General features: G+C 64.5%; 19 protein-coding genes. 9 read left to right on the top strand and 10 right to left on the bottom strand.

Translation table 11 applies throughout. The features are described from left to right. Positions 1 to 193 precede the first annotated feature (193 nt). The 4 genes from G5134_RS05315 (at position 194) to G5134_RS05300 (ending at position 3855) form a co-directional block, all read left to right on the top strand. The gene (locus G5134_RS05315) at positions 194 to 1357 is read left to right on the top strand and encodes an FAD-dependent monooxygenase (protein ID WP_065016810.1); all 1164 of its coding nucleotides are present in this window, start codon (positions 194 to 196) and stop codon (positions 1355 to 1357) included. Between the two features lie 33 nt (positions 1358 to 1390). Beyond that, a complete protein-coding gene (locus G5134_RS05310) occupies positions 1391 to 1957 on the top strand; it encodes a cysteine hydrolase family protein (protein WP_054545392.1) in 567 nt (188 codons plus the stop codon). Positions 1958 to 2073: 116 nt separating this feature from the next. Then, a complete protein-coding gene (locus tag G5134_RS05305) occupies positions 2074 to 2736 on the top strand; it encodes an excalibur calcium-binding domain-containing protein (RefSeq protein ID WP_065016811.1) in 663 nt (220 codons plus the stop codon). A 162-nt stretch (positions 2737 to 2898) separates the two neighbouring features. Next, positions 2899 to 3855 carry a sensor domain-containing diguanylate cyclase gene (locus G5134_RS05300; RefSeq protein ID WP_005298271.1) on the top strand — a complete coding sequence of 319 codons (957 nt, stop codon included), beginning with the start codon at positions 2899 to 2901 and terminating at the stop codon, positions 3853 to 3855. A gap of 57 nt (positions 3856 to 3912) precedes the next feature. Here the strand turns inward: G5134_RS05300 and G5134_RS05295 are convergent, their stop codons facing one another. Next, positions 3913 to 4821 (bottom strand): LysR family transcriptional regulator, encoded by a 909-nt coding sequence (locus G5134_RS05295; protein WP_065016812.1) that lies wholly within the window; start codon positions 4819 to 4821, stop codon positions 3913 to 3915. 116 nt (positions 4822 to 4937) lie between these two features. Between G5134_RS05295 and G5134_RS05290 the strand changes: the two genes are divergently transcribed. Together G5134_RS05290 and G5134_RS05285 are read left to right on the top strand one after the other, a co-directional pair. Next, a complete protein-coding gene (locus G5134_RS05290) occupies positions 4938 to 5183 on the top strand; it encodes a hypothetical protein (RefSeq protein WP_017764966.1) in 246 nt (81 codons plus the stop codon). Next, on the top strand, positions 5180 to 5830 hold the full coding sequence (locus tag G5134_RS05285; RefSeq protein WP_065016813.1) for an HAD-IA family hydrolase: 651 nt from the start codon (positions 5180 to 5182) through the stop codon (positions 5828 to 5830). Before G5134_RS05290 ends, G5134_RS05285 begins: the two co-directional genes overlap by 4 nt. 46 nt (positions 5831 to 5876) lie before the next feature. On the opposite strand, the gene G5134_RS05280 is transcribed toward G5134_RS05285, so the two are convergent. After that, a complete protein-coding gene (locus G5134_RS05280; protein ID WP_017780555.1) occupies positions 5877 to 6479 on the bottom strand; it encodes a nitroreductase family protein in 603 nt (200 codons plus the stop codon). A 288-nt stretch (positions 6480 to 6767) separates the two neighbouring features. On the opposite strand from G5134_RS05280, the gene G5134_RS05275 reads away from it, so the two are divergent. Together G5134_RS05275 and G5134_RS05270 are read left to right on the top strand one after the other, a co-directional pair. After that, positions 6768 to 8327 carry a diguanylate cyclase domain-containing protein gene (locus tag G5134_RS05275; RefSeq protein ID WP_065016814.1) on the top strand — a complete coding sequence of 520 codons (1560 nt, stop codon included), beginning with the start codon at positions 6768 to 6770 and terminating at the stop codon, positions 8325 to 8327. A 209-nt stretch (positions 8328 to 8536) separates the two neighbouring features. After that, a complete protein-coding gene (locus G5134_RS05270; RefSeq protein WP_065016815.1) occupies positions 8537 to 9004 on the top strand; it encodes a YMGG-like glycine zipper-containing protein in 468 nt (155 codons plus the stop codon). 62 nt (positions 9005 to 9066) lie between these two features. On the opposite strand, the gene G5134_RS05265 is transcribed toward G5134_RS05270, so the two are convergent. The 6 genes from G5134_RS05265 to G5134_RS05240 all read right to left on the bottom strand — a co-directional run bounded on the left by G5134_RS05265 (position 9067) and on the right by G5134_RS05240 (position 14689). Then, a complete protein-coding gene (locus G5134_RS05265; RefSeq protein ID WP_017780553.1) occupies positions 9067 to 10023 on the bottom strand; it encodes a D-2-hydroxyacid dehydrogenase in 957 nt (318 codons plus the stop codon). A 117-nt stretch (positions 10024 to 10140) separates the two neighbouring features. Next, positions 10141 to 10893, bottom strand: coding sequence for a DUF3530 family protein (locus G5134_RS05260; RefSeq protein ID WP_065016816.1), 753 nt, complete (start codon positions 10891 to 10893; stop codon positions 10141 to 10143). 67 nt (positions 10894 to 10960) lie between these two features. Continuing rightward, positions 10961 to 11587 carry a DUF2238 domain-containing protein gene (locus G5134_RS05255; RefSeq protein ID WP_421231917.1) on the bottom strand — a complete coding sequence of 209 codons (627 nt, stop codon included), beginning with the start codon at positions 11585 to 11587 and terminating at the stop codon, positions 10961 to 10963. A 139-nt stretch (positions 11588 to 11726) separates the two neighbouring features. Continuing rightward, positions 11727 to 12293, bottom strand: a complete 567-nt coding sequence (efp, locus tag G5134_RS05250; protein WP_005298294.1) for an elongation factor P — start codon at positions 12291 to 12293, stop codon at positions 11727 to 11729. Between the two features lie 45 nt (positions 12294 to 12338). Then, positions 12339 to 13550, bottom strand: a complete 1212-nt coding sequence (earP, locus tag G5134_RS05245) for an elongation factor P maturation arginine rhamnosyltransferase EarP (protein WP_065016818.1) — start codon at positions 13548 to 13550, stop codon at positions 12339 to 12341. 95 nt (positions 13551 to 13645) lie between these two features. After that, positions 13646 to 14689: a GMP reductase gene (locus G5134_RS05240; protein WP_019839556.1), complete on the bottom strand. Its 1044-nt coding sequence runs from the start codon at positions 14687 to 14689 to the stop codon at positions 13646 to 13648. 406 nt (positions 14690 to 15095) lie between these two features. Between G5134_RS05240 and G5134_RS05235 the strand changes: the two genes are divergently transcribed. After that, positions 15096 to 15593 (top strand): ATP-dependent zinc protease, encoded by a 498-nt coding sequence (locus tag G5134_RS05235; protein ID WP_005298299.1) that lies wholly within the window; start codon positions 15096 to 15098, stop codon positions 15591 to 15593. Between the two features lie 42 nt (positions 15594 to 15635). Here G5134_RS05235 and G5134_RS05230 read toward each other — a convergent pair whose 3' ends face one another. Together G5134_RS05230 and G5134_RS05225 are read right to left on the bottom strand one after the other, a co-directional pair. Then, a complete protein-coding gene (locus G5134_RS05230) occupies positions 15636 to 17087 on the bottom strand; it encodes an ATP-binding protein (RefSeq protein WP_065016819.1) in 1452 nt (483 codons plus the stop codon). Next, complete coding sequence (locus G5134_RS05225; protein WP_005298307.1) at positions 17084 to 17773, bottom strand: response regulator; 690 nt, start codon at positions 17771 to 17773, stop codon at positions 17084 to 17086. Before G5134_RS05225 ends, G5134_RS05230 begins: the two co-directional genes overlap by 4 nt. Positions 17774 to 17835 lie beyond the last annotated feature (62 nt).

Genomic DNA, 17835 nt, shown 5'->3' with positions numbered 1-17835 from the left:
TAGCAAATATCCAGCCCGCCATGGCCGGAACGCAGCCGTAGCCACCTCGGCAGGCATCGGCTTTCTCCTTGATTTGGCGCACTAATTCTCCACTGCCTTCACTGTTTCTCGGCGCCCCTTGCGGTATCATGTGACCATTCGGTCCGGCTGCGCTCTCCCCTTGCCCGGGCCCACCCCTTGCAGGAATCAAGTTATGGAACAGTGTGATATCGCCATCGTCGGGGCCGGCATGGTCGGCGCCGCCACCGCCTGTCTGCTGGCGGCGCAGGGCCTCTCCATCCGGGTCATCGAGACCCGGTTGCCGGAGCAGTACGCCCCCGAGCAGCCGCTGGATCTGCGGGTCTCCGCCATCAGTCAGGCCTCGGTGGCACTGCTGGAGCAGGCCGGTGCCTGGCAGCACCTGCAACAGATGCGGCTGTGCCCCTATCGCCGGCTGGAGACCTGGGAGCTGGACGGCTTCGTCACCCGCTTCAACGCCGCCGACCTCGGCCTGCCCCAGCTCGGCTACATTATCGAGAACCGGCTGGTGCAGCTGGCGCTGCTCAGACGCATGGAAGATTTCCTCAACATCCAGACCCATACCCCGGCGGCGGTCAAGAGCCTGCGCCAGAGCGCGGACGAGGCGGTGCTGACCCTGGATGATGGCAGCGAGCTGGCCGCCCGTTGGGTGCTGGCGTGCGATGGCGCCGAATCCCGCACCCGCCAGCTGGCCGGCATCGGGGTGTCGCGTTTTGAATACCGCCAGCACTGCATGCTGATCAATATCGACACCGACTTCGAGCAGGAAGACATCACCTGGCAGCAGTTTACCCCGAGCGGCCCGCGCGCCTTCCTGCCGCTGCCGGGCCGGCACGGTTCCCTGGTCTGGTATGACAGTCCGGCCCGGATCCGGGCGCTGGCGGCCATGAGCAACGAGGGGTTGACGGCCGAGGTGCGCCGCCACTTCCCGGCTCGCCTCGGTGGTTTTTCCGTGACCGGCAAGGGGAGTTTCCCGCTGGTGCGCCGCCACGCCAACGACTACCACGCCGGCCGGGTGGTGCTGCTGGGCGATGCCGCCCACACCATCAACCCGCTGGCGGGGCAGGGGGTCAATCTCGGCTTCAAGGATGTGGCCTGCTGGGCGGATCTGTTGCACAGTGCCGGTGCCGAGTGGCACAAGCCCGAGCTGGCGACCCGCTATGAACGGCGGCGCCGCCCGGACAACCTGCTGATGCAGTCGGGGATGGATCTCTTCTACGGTGTCTTCAGCAACGAGATAGGCCCCCTCAAGCTGGCCCGCAACCTGGCCCTCAATCTGGCGGACAAGGCGGGCCCGCTCAAGGAGATGGCGCTACGCTATGCGCTGGGGCTGGTTTAAGGCGCGTGGCGCCATCATGAGGGAGGAGAGCCCATGAACAAGGCATTGCTGGTGATCGATTTCATCAACGACATCGCCCACCCGGACGGGCGCATCGCCGCCTCGGCGGCCCATGTGCTGGAGCAGGACGCCATCGCGCACGCCAACCAGGCGCTGGCCCATGCCCGCGCCCACGGCTGGCTGGTGGTGCAGATCAAGGTGGGCTTTGATCCGCACTATCTGCTGCAGCCCAAGGGCTCCCCCATGTTTGGTCGGGCCCACCAGTTCGGGGCGCTGTCGCTGGCCGACCCAGGCACCGACTTTCACCCTGATCTGGACGTGCAACCCGGCGATCTGGTGCTGACCAAGCCCAGGGTCAGCCCCTTCTACGGCACGGCGCTGGAGCCGGCGCTGCGGGCCAATCGCATCGAGCACCTCTATCTGTGCGGGGTGAGCACCGGCTGGGCCATTCAGGCGGCGGTGCGGGAGGGGCACGATCGGGATTACGCCATCACCATCCTGGAAGATGCCTGCGCAGCGGCGGATGCCAACGAGCACCACGCCTCGCTGCGTCTGCTCGGCCGCATCGCCGAGATCATCAAGGTGGCCCAGCTGGCCTGATCCCGGCGGCAGGCGGAGCTTGCTCACTGTTTTGACATTTTGTCTGCGGCCCCCTGTCGGGCCGCAGCCATTTTGGGCAACATGAAGCGAGTATCGATGGCCACAAGGATGGGGACATGCGTTATCAGGGACGGATCGTGCGCTGGAACGAAGCGCGCGGCTTTGGTTTTATCGCGCCCGAGCAGGGCGAGGGTGCCCCGAAAGGGGCCGAACTGTTCGTGCACATCTCGGCACTGAGGTGCGACGGCCTGCCGCCCATGGCGGGGGAGCGGGTCTCCTACCTGGTGGGGGCCGGCCAGGATGGCAAGCCCAGGGCCGAGCAGGTTTTTTTCCCCGAGCGTCCCTTGTCGCTGGCAGACGGCAATGAGAGTCGACCCACGCCGGCGGGTCGCCGCATGTCGGAGGGCAATCGCATCCCGGCGAGCAGCGGGCCTACCCCGCAGCACACGCGTCCTCGCCCCGCCAACCGGCGCCGCAGCCACTGGCGCGGCAAGCTCATCCCGCTGCTGGTGCTGGTCGGGATCTTCTCCCTCTACTCCCGTTTTTCGGCCGAGTCGGTCTCACCTACCTCCACTTCCTCGTTCAGCCAGGCAGAGGCCGACAGTTCGGACAGCCCGCAGCAGACCGCCAATTTCGTCCGCCAGTGCGACGGTCGGCAGTACTGCTCCCAGATGACCTCCTGCGAGGAGGCGACCTGGTTTTTGCGAAACTGCCCCAATACCAGGATGGACGGCGAGGGCGACGGCATCCCCTGCGAGCGGCAGTGGTGTGGCCACTAGCGGACCCGGGGGCTGACTCAAGTCGTTGATCATCTATCATTATCTTGCTGGTCGGGTCATGGCAGGTGTGGCCCCGGTCATTGGCAACACACGGGCGGGCCGGGATGGCTCCGGTTGTCGCGGCCATGTCGGGGACGTCGTTTTTGGGTGAGGAGTGCGGTCATGGCGGACTATTTTCAGGGCTCACTGTTTCACTTCTCCGATCGGGCGCAATACCTGGCCGCGCTGCTCAATTCGCTGGAGGAGCAGATCTCGGTGATCGACCGGGACGGTGTCATCCACTACACCAACCTCGCTTGGAATCGCTTTGCCGAGCAGAACGGCATGCCGGCAGGCTATGACTGGCTGGGGGTCAACTACTTGCGGGTGTGCGACAACTCGGTGGAGCCGCTGGCCCTGATGGCGGCGGAGGGGATCCGGCGGGTGCTGCGCCATGAACAGCAGCACTTTCATCTGGAGTACCCCTGTCACAGCCCGGACACCCAGCGCTGGTTCATGATGCGGGTCTCCGCCATCCCGGGTATCGAGGTCGAGTTCTACACCATCAGCCACATCAACGTCACGGAGCGCAAGCTGCAGGAGCTGGACATGGCCTACCTCTCCCTGCACGACCCGCTGACCGGGCTGGCCAACCGACGACTGTTCAACAGCTTTTTGCACAACGAGTGGCGGCGCAGCATGCGCGAACAGACCCCGCTCTCCTTCATCATGCTGGATCTGGACAACTTCAAGCTGTGCAACGACCATTTCGGCCATCAGGTGGGGGATGACTTCTTGCAGCAGGTGGGCCGGCTGCTGAGCACCTTTTGCCAGCGAGCCACCGATCTGCCGAGCCGTTTCGGCGGCGACGAGTTTGCCCTGATCCTCGGCAACACCGGGGCCGAGGCCGCCGCCCGCATGGGGGAGGCCATTCGCCTCGGCATCGGCGAGCTGCTGATCCAGGGGGCGGACACCCTTAGGCTCAGCGCCAGCGTCGGCATCGCCACCCTGCTGCCGCAGCAGGCCCGCGTCTCGGAGGAGGAGTTGCTGAGCGCCGCCGACATGGCGCTCTATCTGGCCAAGCAGGGGGGCAAGAATCGCTGCCACAGCGTCAGCTGCAGTGCCCTGCCATCCCCCTGATATTCCTCGTTTTATCCTGCCTGCGACCCTGCTCTCTATGAACGATTCTGCTCTCTGTTAACGCTGTTGCCCGGCCGGCTGCGGTTCGGGATGGGCATCGACGACCAGTTGCAAGAAACGATCGCGGATCGGGTCGGCAAAGTCGGGGTTCCACACCAGGCTTATCTCCCACTCGGAGCAGGGGCCGGAGAGGGGATAGAGGGTGACGTCCCGGCCCGCGATGAAGCTGACGCTGCGCGGCAGGATGGCGTTGCCGATGCCGGCGGCCACCAGCGCCACCAGGGTCTGGATATCCTCTGCCTCCTGCACCATGCCGGTCAGCCGGTTGGTGCCGAGGAAGCTGGCGATCTGCTGGCTGAGGCCGGGGCAGCGGTGCCCCACCATCTGCAGCAAGGGCTGGCTGGCCAAGGCCTGCTCGATGTCGAAGGCGGCCGGATCCGGCTGCGTCATCTGGGTCGGCACCGCCAGCACCAGCCGGTCGGTCAGCAGCCTGTGCTCCCTAAGCTGCGGGGCCTGGGGCCGGCGCATGAAGCCGAGCTGCAGCTGGCCCGACAGCAGCCGCTCCTGCTGGATGGCGGAGGTCATGTCCTGCAGGTGCACCATCACATCGGGGGCCTGCTGTTTGAAGCGGGCCACCAGCGCCGGCGCCAGCGCAAAGCTCGACAGCCCGAAACCAATCTTGAGTCGCCCGGCAATGCCGCTGGCCAGCGCCAGGGCGTGGCGCTCAAAGCCCTTGCCATGCTCGACCAGCGCCCTGGCCTGGGTGAGCAGCTGGGTGCCGATGGCGGTCAGCTCGGCGCCGTGACGCCCCCGGTTGAACAGGGTGCTGCCGAGGGTCTGCTCCAGCCCCTGGATCTGCTTGGTGAGCGCCGGCTGGGTGATGAACAGGCGGTTGGCGGCCTCCCGGTAGTTGGCGGTCTCCGCCAGGGTCACGAAGGCCTGCAACTGTCTCAAATCGAATTTCATTCTGTTTGGTTATCGAAAGTGGCCATTTTGTGATTATAAATTATCTAACTGCCTTGTTCTAATAGACCTGAAGCGGGCCCTGTCGGCCCCGTCAGCTTGCTAACAAGGAGTCATTCATGCCTGCCGAACGCTATCTGTTTTTGATCAAGGGAGATCTGGTGCTGGCCCAGCCGCTGGCTGCACCGGAGACGGGGGAGCTGCTGACCAGCCTGTTGCAGCAGGGCTTTGCGGTGGGTCCGCTGCAAGTCTGGGCGAGCAATGCCGAGCAGGCGCTGGCCTGTTATGAGCAGGCTGCCCAGCGGCGGGCCTTCGGCGAGATCCTGGCCGGGGCCGAACCCGCCGTGGCCGGAGCCGTTTCATGAGCATGCTCACGCTGCGGGCCCGCGCCCTGCTGTTGGACATGGATGGCACCCTGGTGCACTCTACCGGCGAGGTGGAGGCGGTGTGGCGGCTGTGGTGTCGCCGCCACCGGCTGGATCCCGAGTCCGTGCTGGCCATGTGCCACGGGGTACGCTCGCGGGAGGTGATCCGTACCCTGGCCCCGCAGCTTGACCTGGCACAGGAGGTGGCCCTGCTCGACGATCTCGAGATCAATCACACTGGCCAGGCCGAGGCCCTCGCCGGCGCCCGGACCCTGCTGGCAAGTCTGCCCGTCGAGCGTTGGGCGCTGGTGACCTCCGCCAGTCAGCGGGTGGCCAAGCATAGGCTGCGCAGCGCCGGTCTGCCGCTGCCCTCCCTGCTGGTGGGGGCCGAGGATGTGGAACACGGCAAGCCGGATCCCGAGCCCTACCTGCTGGCGGCCGAGCGCCTGGGGCTGGCCGCCGCCGATTGTCTGGTGTTTGAAGATGCGCCCGCCGGCATCAGCAGCGCCCTGCGGGCGGGTTGCCGCGTGGTACAGGTGGGGGGCAGGCATCGGCTCAGCCTCGGCATCAGTGCCCTGATCCAGGACTGGCGCCAGGTGAGCATGGTGGTGGAGGCTGAGGGTCTGCAGCTGACGCTGCTCACCTGACAACAAAAAGCCCCCGCGAGCGGGGGCCTGACTGGCGATGGGGCTATTACTTGAACACGCGAAAACGCACGGCGTCGTCCATGAAGGTCTTGTCACCGGCCGGTTGCTGGATGCTGCCAAAGGGCATCTGGGCGCGCAGCAGCCAGCTGGCTGGCAGGTTCCACTCCTTGCGCACCGCCTCGTCGATGAGCGGGTTGTAATGCTGCAGGGAAGCGCCGATCTTCTCCTGGGCCAGGGTGGTCCAGACCGCAAACTGGGCGATGCCGGTAGCATGTTCCGACCAGATGGGGAAGTTGTCGGCGTAGAGGGCAAATTTTTGCTGCAGATCCTTGATGACGTCGGTGTCTTCGAAAAACAGCACTGTGCCGACACCTGCGCGGAAGCTGCCATTCACCTTGGCTTCGCTCTGGGCGTAGGCTTCCGGCGGCACTATCTTCTTCAGCTCTGCCTTGACGATATCCCACAGCTTGTGATGCTGGGCTCCAAACAGGATGACGGCGCGGGAGCTCTGGGAGTTGAACGAGGAGGGACTGTGCTTGATGGCGTCCTGGATGAGGGCGGTCAGCTGCTCCGGCGTATGGGAAACCTGGTCACCCAGGGCATAGATGGTACGACGTACTTTGATCTGTTCGATAAACGGACTGCTCATAACATCTCCTTTGTTTGACGGGGAATCGTCTTCGGTGATCCTTGGCAAGGCCATCCGGCTCCGATTGCTCGAGTTGTAGACTATAACACCCTCTTGCGGGTTAGCCGTCAACGCACAGTGGTCACTGTTTTTACTTTTTGTTGATATGCATCTTCGTGATGCGGGAGAGCGGCGTCACGTTTATGTGTTTTTTGTCAGTTAGCCGAAATCCGGCTGATATCAATCAATGAATAATTCCGTTTGAGCACCATAAAATTCTCGCATTCCAGTTTTTGTTGCGGAGTGTTGATGATCCAGTGGTTGGTTAGTCGGCGTTATTATCTGTTGACCTCGTTTACCCTCTTGCTGGGGGCCCTGGTGCTGGTGGTCACCCTCACCCTGGCGATGGCCAGCTATCTGCGCAGCATCGACAAGACGGTGACCGGCTACGGTCACATGCTCTCCTCCCTCGAAGCAGCCCTGATCCACGAGCTGGTGCTGGCCAACCAGCGTCAGATCGCCGTGCTGGAGGCGTCGCTGGACAAGGCCGCCATCGCCCGCGGCGAGCCGGCCGACAACCCGCTCTGGGCCATCGCCCACCAGATCAAGCGCGACAGCCACTACATCTACTTCTATCACCCGCAGACGGATCGCCTCAGCAGTTACCCGGCCTGGCAGCAGCCGGTCGAGTATCGTGCCGCCAGCCGGCCCTGGTATCGGGCGTTGTCGATGCCGGGGGCGGATCTCGTCTGGCTCGGCCCCTATCCGGCGTTCGACACCCAGAAGCCGATCCTGACCCTCATCAAGCGGGTAAAGGGGCTGGATGATCAACTGCTCGGCCTGCTGATGGTCGACATGTCCTTCAACACCATCGAACAGGCGTTGCAGCGGGCCATGGGCAGCAACCGGGCGGCCATCTACATCAGTGCGCGGGAGGACGGAAAGCTGGTGGTGGGCAGCAACATGGGGCTCTATCAGCCGTCAGCGGCCGAGCCGGGCGGTGCGGACAAGGGGCTGGCGGTGATCTGGCACGGCAGCCATCTGCGCCGTGAGCTGGAGGATATTGACTGGGATCTCAACATCTATCTGCCGCCAAGGCTGTTTCATGACGACCTTGAAGAAGCCCTGCTGATGGTGGCGCTGCCGCTGCTCCTGCTGTTTGCCATCTGGTTTTGCAGCATCAACTTTCTGGTGCGGGTGTTCAATCAGGAGCAGGCGCTGGTGGCGGGCTCGCTGACCGGCATAGTGCGGGATCCGACCCAGGCCAGGAGACCCGGCCGGCTGAAGACCTGGTTCGTACACGACAGCCTCAGCGAGATAGATCAGGTGCGGGCGAGTTTTCTGCAGGGGCAGGATGCGCTGCTGCACGATCCCCTCACCGGCATCATGAACCGGCGGGCCTTCACCCAGCGTCGCGCCGAGCTGGAAGAGCGCGCGACACCCCACTGGCTGCTGCTGTTCGACGTGGATCACTTCAAGCGCATCAACGACAGCTGGGGGCATGCGGTGGGGGATGGCGTGCTCTGCCGGGTGGCCGAACTGCTGGTGACCGAGCTTGGCAGCGGCGGTGTCTTTAGGATCGGGGGGGACGAATTTGCCGCCCTGCTGCCCTGGCCGCGCAGCGAGCTGGAGGCGGGGCTGACCCGGTTGCTGACCAGGGTGCGCAACCAGCGCTGGCGCGAGTTTCACGAGGCGGTGACCCTGAGCGTGGGCGGCGCCCACTGCCCGGAGGACGGGGCCCTGCTGTTCGAGCGGGCCGACGAGTGCCTCTACCGGAGCAAAAGGCTGGGGCGCGACGGCTGGTCGCTGACGCAGTGGCCCCGGCCGGACGGAGATGCTGACAGATCCTGTCATATCGATCATGGGTGAGCGGAGGTGCTCTGCCCGGGGGGTCGGCGACTGCCTCTGCTGCTATTTCACAACATCTGTTTTTTAGTAAGCAAATTCAAAAGGTTAAGCCTGATTTGGTCAGCGCGGCAGGTCGTGCCAGGCCGGGTGTCGCTCTGCTGCGACAGTGGCGCCCTTTGCCGGGAATCGTATAGTTCGGGGAAATTAATCAGGTTTGACAGGAGTACCCCATGGAGATGAACAAGCACGGCATGCGCGCCCTGGCCCTGTTGGGCTCACTGCTGCTGGTCAGCGGCGTAGCGCAGGCCTCGGAGACACTCAATACCATCCTGGGCGGCGGTGCGGGCGGCGTGGCCGGCACCATGATCGGCAAGGAGCTGGGCGGTGACACAGGCGCCCTGGTGGGGGCTGCACTGGGCGGGGCGGCCGGCGGCGCGGCCACGGCCAACAAGGGCAACAAGAACGAAGCGGCGCTGGGCGGGGCCGTCGGGGCGCTGGGCGGGGCCGCCATCGGCAAGAGCGTGGGCGGCAGCACGGGCCAACTGATCGGGGCCGGCGTCGGCGGGGCCAGCGGCTCTGCCATCGGGGCCAAGACCGGGGATGGCCACAAGAGCAACGATCGCTACTACGACGATGACCACAGGCACTACAAGAAACACAAGAAGCACAAGAAACACAGATGGCACGACGATGATTGATCGCAGCCAGCAATTGAGAGAGGGGCCGATGGGCCCCTCTCTCGTTTTGGTCACCAGAGGGGTCACACCAGCCGGTGCTGGCGGCGCCCCTCGGCGAAGGCGTTGATGTTGTCGATCAGCTGATCGGCGAGGCGCTGCATCGACTCCTCGCTGGCCCAGGCCACGTGAGGGGTGAGGATGAAGTGGGGGTACTGCAGCGCCTTCATCAAGGGGTGGTCGGGGGGCGGCGGTTCGACGCTCGCCACGTCGAAACCGGCGCCGCCGAGGCGACCGTTGGCCAGCGCTCGCAGCAGGGCCTCCTCGTCCACCAGACCGCCGCGGCCGACGTTGATCAGCAGGGCACCCGGCTTCATCAGCCCCAGCTCCCGCTCGCCGATGAGGTTGCGGGTATAGGGGGTGAGCGGGCAGTGCAGGCTGATGACGTCGGCGCTTTGCAACAGCTCGTCCAGCGGCAGCCGATCCTCGTCGTGGCTGGCGCCGACCTGGCTCTGGGCGTAACGCACCTCCATGCCGATCCCCCTGGCCCGCTCGCCGAGGGCCTGACCGAGGGTACCCTTGCCGATGATGCCGAGCCGCTTGCCGTGCAGATCCGTGATGTGGTGATCGAAGAAGCAGAACTGGCCGCTCTGCTGCCAGCGCCCCTCCAGCAGCGACTGGCGCCAGCAGAAGAGGTTGCGCGCCAGGGCCAGCATCAGCGCCATGGCGTGCTCCGGCACCGAGGGGCCTGAGTAGTTGCGGATGTTGCAGACGCCGACGTTGGCGGCGCGGCACGCCTCCAGATCCACGTTGTCGCTGCCGGTGGCCGCCAGCGCGATGAGTCTGAGCTCCGGCAGCTGGGCCAGCTCGGCTGCGCCGATGCGCACCTTGTTGATGATGGCGATGCTGGCGTCTTTGAGCCGCGCCACTACCTGCTCGGGGGCCGTGCTCGGGTAGCTCTGCCAGTGGTGGGGAAAGTCGGGGTGGCGCAGGGTGATGCCGGTATCCAGGGTATCGCTGTCGAGAAACACAATTTGCTGCATGAAGCCTCCTGCCGTTGAGGCGTCCATGATGCCAAACATCGGCGACCGAGGGCCAGTTTGCTGCACCTCAAGGCCTTGGCAATCGCGCCGGATGTGAGACAGGCGGCATTTTTGGCGTCAGAGCCAGCCGAGGTGGGTAAGCCAGCCCTGGATCCGGGTCGGCGTTTCATCCAGCTCCAGCAGGGCGTAGGGGCGGTAGTTGAGCTTGTGGCTGCGGCGGCTCTCGCTTCTGCGCGCCTCGGCGGCCAGCAGCGGCCAGCGTCCGCCATCCTCCTGATAGAGGTCGAGGGTCGGCATGGTGGCCTGGGCGATCTCCTTGGCGAAGACTTGGTTGCTCTGCTGGTCAGGGAAGAAGCCGTCGAGCAGCACCAGCGCATCGGGGGCGGGCAGCTGTTCGCTGGCGATGAGGTTGGTGGCCCAGGCGGCGCCTGTGCCCTGTGCCAGTATCAGCTTGAAGCCCCCCTCCTGCAGCTTGGCGTCTCCCAGCTTGCTGATGCGGGTGGCAAACTGCTTGCGAAAGTCGTCGATGGCTTGCTGTTTCTTCTCGGCGGCGGGGTCAAATTCGGTTTGCTGCGGTGAGGGGAGCAGTAGCAGGGTGTCGAAGCCGAGCCGGCCGAGGGCGCGGGTCAGCTGCCACAGCTGGCCACTGCGCTGCCAGTCGGGCAAGAGGATGGCGAGCCCCACGTAGCTGTCGCTGTCGTGCTTGGCAAACAGCACCGTCTGCTTGTCGATCTGGGTGCTGTTGGGCAGCCCCTGCCAGTCGCTGTTCTGCCAGTAGTCGAGGGGCGTGAGCGGTGTGCCCTCGCTGGCCTGCAAGGGGTTGCTTGCCAGCAGGGTCAGTAACAGCAGTGATAAGAACAGTCTGGCCATAGTGCGCTCCCCCGGTTATTCGGGTTAGCGGCACCAGGCCGGTTTTCTGAAGGGGGAAGTGGCAGCGCTAGCGTGGCGGCCGCTTGAGGCTTGCCAGCCCGGCCAGCTGGCGGTCGTGCAGGGGGGAGAGTAGCAGCAGGGCGCTGACGGCGCCAATCAGGGCGAAGAACATGTCGGACTGGGTATCCCAGGGATCGCCCTGGGTGCCGAGAAACTCATCCTCCCCCTGACCAAGCGCAAGGGCGGCTCCCCACTCGATGAACTCGTAGGTGGCGCTAATGGCGAGCACCACGCAGACCACCAGAAACGCCAGCATGCGCCGGCCCTGCACATAACCTCCGCGCAGCAGGATCTCCCGGCACACCAGGGCGGGCACGAAGCCCTGGAAGAAGTGGCCAATCTTGTCATAGGGGTTGCGACCGAGCTCGAGCCACTGCTGCAGTTCGAACCCGAGCGGGACGCGGGCATAGGTATAGGCGCCGCCCAGCATCAGCACCATGGCGTGCAGGGTGATGCACAGATAGAGCAGGCTGGTGAGCGGAAAAGAGCGGTGCGTCAGGATAAGCAATGGCATGGCGATGAGCACGGGCGCGACCTCCATCAGCCAGGTCGCCCTGTCATAGGGTTGCCAGCCGGAGAGGAGCAGCAGTAGCAGGGTCAACAGCAACAACAGCGCTTTGTGCAGGGATGTCATGGGGCGCTCCGAGGGATGGCAAAAGCCAGCATGCCCCATTTAGCCATGTTTGCGCCGCGAATGCAGCCAGGGGGCCGATGCGCCCATAAAAAAAGCGAGCCGACGGCTCGCTTTTTTACCACTGATCCAAGGGGTCAACTTAGTTGACGCGACGCTTGAACTCACCGGTGCGGGTATCGATTTCGATCTTGTCACCGATCTCTACGAAGGCGGCAACGGCCAGCTCGTAGGTGGTGCCCTTCAGACGGGCAGGCTTGGTCACTTTACCGGAGGTGTCGCCACGGGCAGCCGGCTCGGTGTACTCAACTTCGCGCACGATGGTGGTCGGCAGCTCTACGGAGATGGCTTTCTCGTTGTAGAAAGTCACTTCACACAGATCTTCCATGCCGTCTACCAAGTAGTTCAGCGCGTCACCCAGGTTGTCTTTCTCGACGTCGTACTGGTTGTATTCGGTATCCATGAATACGTACAGCGGGTCGGAGTAGTAGGAGTAGGTGCACTCTTTACGTTCCAGCTGAACAACGTCCAGCTTGTCGTCGGCCTTGAAGACGGTCTCGGTGGCGCTGCCGTTCAGCAGGCCTTTCAGCTTCATTTTGACCACGGCGGAGTTACGGCCGGATTTGTTGAATTCAGCCTTCTGGACCACCATCGGCTCGGTGCCGATCATGACTACGTTACCAGCGCGGATTTCCTGTGCGGTTTTCATGTAAAAAATTCCTGTTCGTGAAACGGACGGATAAAAACTGCCAGATTATATACGGCTTTCTAAAAATTTCACCAACCTCGTGACGAGATCCCCGTCCTGGAGCAGCTTATGTGACCAGTGTCGCCCATGTTGCTGCCATATCGCGGCGTGATCCGGCCATTGGGCCCACCATTCGCGGGTGTTTTCCCCCAGATTGAGGGCATGGCTGAAACCGCGCAGCCACTGGCCGGTGGCGGCGGGCAGCTGCGCCAGATAGTGGTCGAGAAAGCCGTCCAGCTTGACCATGTGCGCCTGCTCTTCCTGCGGGTAGATGTGCCAGAGGAAGGGGCGGGCAGCCCACTGGGCCCGCACGAAGGAGTCTTCGCCGCGCACCAGGTTGAGATCGCAGCTCCACAGCAGCCGATCGTAGCCGGCCTGATCGGTCATCGGCAGCAGCTTGATGGTGAGGTTGCCCACGCGCAGCAGATCCCCCGCCCGGGCCGTGGGAACGGCATCTGCCAGCCCGGCGCCGGTGAGCACGTCGTTGAGGGAGCGCCCGAGCGGCAGCAGCAGGGTGACGGGCGTGGCGCCCTGGCACCAGCTCTCGACCAGGCTGGTCAGGGCGGCGCTCTCGTAGGTAAAGAGGCTGACCCGCAGCTCGAGCTCCTGTTTGGGGGGCAGGCCCAGGCTCGCCCAGTAGGCGTTCAGTCCCGCTTCATCCTGTTGCCAGCGCTCGCGCTCGACGATGAGACCGCGCTCGCACAAGAGGCCGCCGGTTCTGGCGGTGAAGCCCGGGAAGAAGAAGTATTTGTTGAGACTCAGGCTGCCGAGGCTCTGGCTCTCGAGACGCTGGGGGGAGGCGAGGCCATGGCAATCCTCGACCCAGCTCTCGGCCGAGAGGTATTCGAGGTTGAGCCAGCAGGGGGGCCTGGGCTGGCTCGCCATTCGTTCAATGAAGGGGGCGGGCAGCTGGCAGGCGAACGCCTCGATCACCACCCGGGCCGGGATGGTATCGGCCGGCAGGGTGTCGTGCCAGTGCTGGATATGGATGCCGTCGACCCACTGGCTCTCCAACGCCGGGTCTAGCCCAGGGCAGATGCGGGCGAAGCTCGCCAGATCGTCCACCCAGAGCCGCACCTGAACCTCACTCTCCTGCGCCGGGAGCGCACCTTCCTGTTTCAACTGGCGGGCCAGCCGCCAGGTGACACCGATGTCACCGAAGTTGTCCACTACGCAGCAGAAGATGTCCCAGTCAAACGGGGGGAGCGGGCTTGTCATGTCGCGGGGTTCCAGATGCAAAAAAACCGGTGCGCAGGGTAGCACACCGGTTGGCTGGCTTCTAACCGTCAGCGCGTGACGGTGGCTGCGGCGAGTTACTCCTTGCCGTAGACATTGTTCTCTTGCTCACGCACCCGGATAAAGGTGGTGCGCTTGGTGAGTTCCTTCAGCTGGCTGGCCCCCACATACGTGCAGGTGGAACGCACGCCGCCCAGAATGTCGCGCACCGTGTTCTCCACCGGGCCGCGGTAGGGCAGCAGCACCGTCTTGCCCTCGGAGGCGCGGTACTCGGCGACGCCGCCGGCGTGCTTGTCCATGGCGCTGGACGAGCTCATGCCGTAGAACTTCATGAAGGGTTCGCCATCCACGTCGACGATTTCGCCGCCGCACTCCTCGTGGGCCGCCAGCATGCCGCCCAGCATCACGAAGTCGGCGCCGCCGCCAAACGCCTTCGCCACATCCCCCGGGCAGGTGCAGCCGCCGTCACCGACGATCTGGCCGCCCAGACCGTGGGCCGCATCGGCACACTCTATGATGGCCGAGAGCTGCGGGTAGCCGACGCCGGTCTTGACCCGGGTGGTGCAGACCGAGCCCGGGCCTATGCCCACCTTGACGATGTCGGCGCCGGAGAGGATCAGCTCCTCCACCATCTCGCCGGTCACTACGTTGCCCGCCAGGATGACGTGGTTGGGGCAGGCGTCACGAATCTTGCGCACGAACTCGACGAAGTGCTGGGAGTAGCCGTTGGCCACGTCGACGCAGATGAAGCGCAGCGCTTCGGACATGGCCAGGATCTGGCGGGTCTTGTTGAAGTCATCCTCGGAGGTGCCGGTGGAGACCATCACATGGCCCAGCAGCGCCGGGTCGGTTTCGTTGACGAAAGTTTGCCACTGCGCAAGGCTGTAGTGCTTGTGTACTGCGGTCATCATCTCGAAGCCGGCCAGGGTACGCGCCATGGCGAAGCTGCCGACGGTATCCATGTTGGCGGCGATGACGGGCACGCCCTGCCATTGGGTCTGGGTGTGCTTGAAGGTGAACTGGCGGGTCAGGCTGACTTGGGAACGGCTCTTGAGAGTAGAGCGCTTGGGGCGGAACAGGACATCCTTGAAACCGAGCTTCAAGTCTTCTTCGATACGCATTACGAATTCCTTATTGAGCCTTGTTTGATAGGTCACTTTGCAGTGGCAACTTTTCGGCAGGCACAAAAAAACCGGTGGTTTTCAGGGCCTCCGGTTTACAACAGTGTAGGCAAAAATCCCGCCAGAACAAGACTGATAATTCGCGAAGCCTTGTGGTAGCCTTTGGCGTCACAACCTGAGCACAGCCTCGGGTTTCATCCAACGCCAATCTTGCCTCCCTCCTTGCCTGCCAGGTCAGCTTCTGATGACTCTGTTCTGCTCCGCCACCGCAGGCTGCTGACGCACCGCATCCGGCCACTCGTCACTCACTGGTCTGCCGTGTTTTTCAGCGGTTGACAGCGGCGCCTCCCATCCCCACTCTGGGCGGCTCGGGCCTGTGTCGGCCCCGTCCTGACAAGGAGTAGACATGATCCGATTGCGAATGATACCGCTGCTGCTGGCCGGGTTCGCCCTGCCGGCCCTCGCCGCGCCGGCGCCCGCCATCTATGGCTGGATTGAGAAGGGGCTCATCATGCCGAGCGGGGTGGCGGTGAAGATGAAGCTGGATACCGGGGCGCTCACCTCTTCGCTCGATGCGCGGGATCTGCGCCACTTCAAGCGTGACGGCAAGCCCTGGGTGCGCTTTACCCTGCAGGTGACCGATGCCAATACCGACCGGCAGGTGAGCCAGACCCTGGAGCGGCCGGTGGAGCACATGGTGACGGTGCGTGGCGCCGGCGGCATGGAGCAGCGCCCCACGGTCACCATGTCCATCTGCCTGGGCGACAAGGTCTATGAAGAGTGGTTCACCCTGCGGGATCGCAGCAAGATGATCTATCCGGTGCTGCTGGGGCGCCGCCTGCTGGCGGATCTCGGCGCGGTGGATTCGAGCCGTACCTTCACGGTGCAGCCGAGCTGTCGCTGAGGCGAATAGCAGCATGAGAAACGGGGGCCAGGCCCCCGTTTCTCATTGCGCTGGTTGGGCCTGGCGGGCTGGGGCGGGCAGCAGCACGCTGACTTCCAGCCCCCCTTCTGGCCGGTTGTGGATGTCGAGATCGGCGCCGTGCAGCTGGGCGATACGCGAGACGATGGCCATGCCGAGGCCGACCCCGTCCCCCTGCTGGGGATTGACCCGAAAGAAGCGCTCGCACAGGCGCGACAGGGCGGCGGTGGGGATGCCGGGGCCGTTGTCGCGAATGTCGACCCTGACTCTGTGCCCCTCCTGGCGCGCCTCGACCGCAATCTCGCCCTGCGCCTGGGTGTAGCGCAGGGCGTTGTCGATGAGGTTGCTAAACATCAGCTCCAGCAGGGTGGCCTGTCCCATCACCGTCAGCTGCTCGGTGCCTTCCAGCGACAGCTGCTGATCCTTTTTCAGGGCGATGGGGGCCAGGGTGGCCAGGGTGCCCTGCAGCAGCTGGTTCAGGTTGAGCTCGGTCAGCTCCAGCCCCTGCTGGTTGTCGATGCGGGCCTGGGTCAGCAGCTGGCGCAGCAGCCGATCGCTGCGATCGAGCGCCAGCAGCATCTTCTGCAGGGAGTGCTGACGGCTCTCGGCATCCTCGGCGGCCAGCGCGTTCTCGCTGTGGATGCGCAGCACCGCCAGCGGGGTGCGCAGCTCGTGGGCCGCCTCGTTGGTGAACTGCTTCTCCCGCTCTATGGTATCGGCAAGGGCGTGCATCAGCCGGTTGATCTCGTTGGTGAGCGGGGTCAGCTCCTGGGCCCGGATCTTCAGGTTGAGCGGGCTCAGGTTGGCCGGGTGGCGCTCACCAATGGCCTGGGCCAGCTGGCGCAGCGGCGCCAGCCCGCGGGAGATGAGCCACCACAGCAGGCCGAGCAGGAAGGGCAGGGTGATGAGCAGCGGCAGCATGGTCAGGGTGGCCATCTTGCTGGCCAGCTCGCTGCGCTCGTCGTCCCGCTCCGCCACAATGAGCCAGGTCTGCGCATCCTGGTTGTAGAGGGTGAAGGTGCGCCACTCGTGGTTGTCCTTGGTGACGCTGTTGAAGCCGGGGGCCAGCGCGCCGAGGGGCTGGCTGGGGGCGCTGGGGGAGCGCAGCAGTATGCCGTCCTGCTCGCTCAGCAGCTGGAAGTAGAGGTTGCGCTCGAACTCGTGACCGAAGGGGGTGAGCTCTCTGTCTTCCCCCCGCAGGTTGAAGCTCTTGTCTTTCTGCCACGGCTCCGGGTTGCTCTGCTCCCACTCCTGATAGACGGTGCCGTTGGCGGGCAGCTCGCCGTTTTGTTCCAGATAGCGGCCGAGCAGCTGGTTGGTGATGCGGGCCGACTGGGCGAGCCTTGCATCGAACAGCTCCTCCATTTCGTGGCTCGCTTCCAGATAGCCGATGAGGGCGCTGACGGCCAGGCTGGCGCTGACCAGCGCCAGGATGCCGGAGAGCAGAAAGCGGCGGATGGAGCGGGGACGCGTCATGCCCGGCCGTCCCGGCGCTGGGCCTGCTCAAGCTGGGGAATGATGTAGCCGACCCCGCGGATATTGCGGATGAGGTCGCTGTAGAACTTCTTGCGCAGATGGTGAATGTGCACCTCCACCGCGTTGCTCTCGGCCCCCTCGTCCCAGCCGTAGAGGCTCTGCTGCAGCTGATCCTTGCTCAGCACCCGGCCGCTCTGGGTGATGAGCTCCTGCAGCAGCTTGTATTCGTGGGGGGTGAGCTTGACCGGCTCGCCCCGATAGGTGACCTGCTGGGATTCGGGATAGAGCTGCAGCTCGCCGTATTCGAGCACCGCCTGGGCCTGGCCCTTGCTGCGCCGCACCAGGGCGCGCAGGCGGGCGTTGAGCTCCTGCAGGGCGAACGGCTTGACCATGTAGTCGTCGGAACCCGCATCCAGCCCCAGCACCCGGTCGTCGAGGGCGTCACGGGCGGTGAGGATCAGCACCGGCAGTGTCTGGCCTTCCCGGCGCAGCTTGCGCAGCAGGCTGATGCCGTCGATGTCCGGCAGGTTGAGATCCAGAATGAGCGCGGCAAACTCCTCGCTCTTGAGCACCGACAGGGCAGGCAGCCCCTGCTGCAGCCAGTCCACCGTGTAGCCGCTGCTGCGCAGGGCATCCACCATGCCGTCGCCCAGCATCACATCATCTTCCACCAACAGGATCCGCATTGTTATTCCCCTCAAAAGACGCTGCCCACCAGTATGCAAGCTGGTGGGCAGAGTTTAAATAG

The organism is Aeromonas sp. 600276, assembly GCF_049175815.1.
Lineage (GTDB): Bacteria > Pseudomonadota > Gammaproteobacteria > Enterobacterales > Aeromonadaceae > Aeromonas > Aeromonas dhakensis.
The sequence above is the reverse complement of the archived record's forward strand: the minus strand, read 5'-3'. Positions and strand labels throughout refer to the sequence as shown.

Bases quoted from the DNA above. Each gene is read 5' to 3' on its own strand.
- earP (WP_065016818.1), bottom strand. From the start codon at position 13,550: ATGACAAGCCCGCTCCCCCCGTTTGACTGGGACATCTTCTGCTGCGTA.
- G5134_RS05305 (WP_065016811.1), top strand. From the start codon at position 2,074: ATGCGTTATCAGGGACGGATCGTGCGCTGGAACGAAGCGCGCGGCTTT.
- G5134_RS05265 (WP_017780553.1), bottom strand. From the start codon at position 10,023: ATGCAGCAAATTGTGTTTCTCGACAGCGATACCCTGGATACCGGCATC.
- G5134_RS05295 (WP_065016812.1), bottom strand. From the start codon at position 4,821: ATGAAATTCGATTTGAGACAGTTGCAGGCCTTCGTGACCCTGGCGGAG.
- G5134_RS05260 (WP_065016816.1), bottom strand. From the start codon at position 10,893: ATGGCCAGACTGTTCTTATCACTGCTGTTACTGACCCTGCTGGCAAGC.
- G5134_RS05235 (WP_005298299.1), top strand. From the start codon at position 15,096: ATGATCCGATTGCGAATGATACCGCTGCTGCTGGCCGGGTTCGCCCTG.
- G5134_RS05315 (WP_065016810.1), top strand. From the start codon at position 194: ATGGAACAGTGTGATATCGCCATCGTCGGGGCCGGCATGGTCGGCGCC.
- G5134_RS05270 (WP_065016815.1), top strand. From the start codon at position 8,537: ATGGAGATGAACAAGCACGGCATGCGCGCCCTGGCCCTGTTGGGCTCA.
- G5134_RS05240 (WP_019839556.1), bottom strand. From the start codon at position 14,689: ATGCGTATCGAAGAAGACTTGAAGCTCGGTTTCAAGGATGTCCTGTTC.
- G5134_RS05225 (WP_005298307.1), bottom strand. From the start codon at position 17,773: ATGCGGATCCTGTTGGTGGAAGATGATGTGATGCTGGGCGACGGCATG.
- G5134_RS05310 (WP_054545392.1), top strand. From the start codon at position 1,391: ATGAACAAGGCATTGCTGGTGATCGATTTCATCAACGACATCGCCCAC.
- G5134_RS05285 (WP_065016813.1), top strand. From the start codon at position 5,180: ATGAGCATGCTCACGCTGCGGGCCCGCGCCCTGCTGTTGGACATGGAT.
- G5134_RS05280 (WP_017780555.1), bottom strand. From the start codon at position 6,479: ATGAGCAGTCCGTTTATCGAACAGATCAAAGTACGTCGTACCATCTAT.
- G5134_RS05275 (WP_065016814.1), top strand. From the start codon at position 6,768: ATGATCCAGTGGTTGGTTAGTCGGCGTTATTATCTGTTGACCTCGTTT.
- efp (WP_005298294.1), bottom strand. From the start codon at position 12,293: ATGAAAACCGCACAGGAAATCCGCGCTGGTAACGTAGTCATGATCGGC.
- G5134_RS05290 (WP_017764966.1), top strand. From the start codon at position 4,938: ATGCCTGCCGAACGCTATCTGTTTTTGATCAAGGGAGATCTGGTGCTG.
- G5134_RS05230 (WP_065016819.1), bottom strand. From the start codon at position 17,087: ATGACGCGTCCCCGCTCCATCCGCCGCTTTCTGCTCTCCGGCATCCTG.
- G5134_RS05255 (WP_421231917.1), bottom strand. From the start codon at position 11,587: ATGACATCCCTGCACAAAGCGCTGTTGTTGCTGTTGACCCTGCTACTG.
- G5134_RS05300 (WP_005298271.1), top strand. From the start codon at position 2,899: ATGGCGGACTATTTTCAGGGCTCACTGTTTCACTTCTCCGATCGGGCG.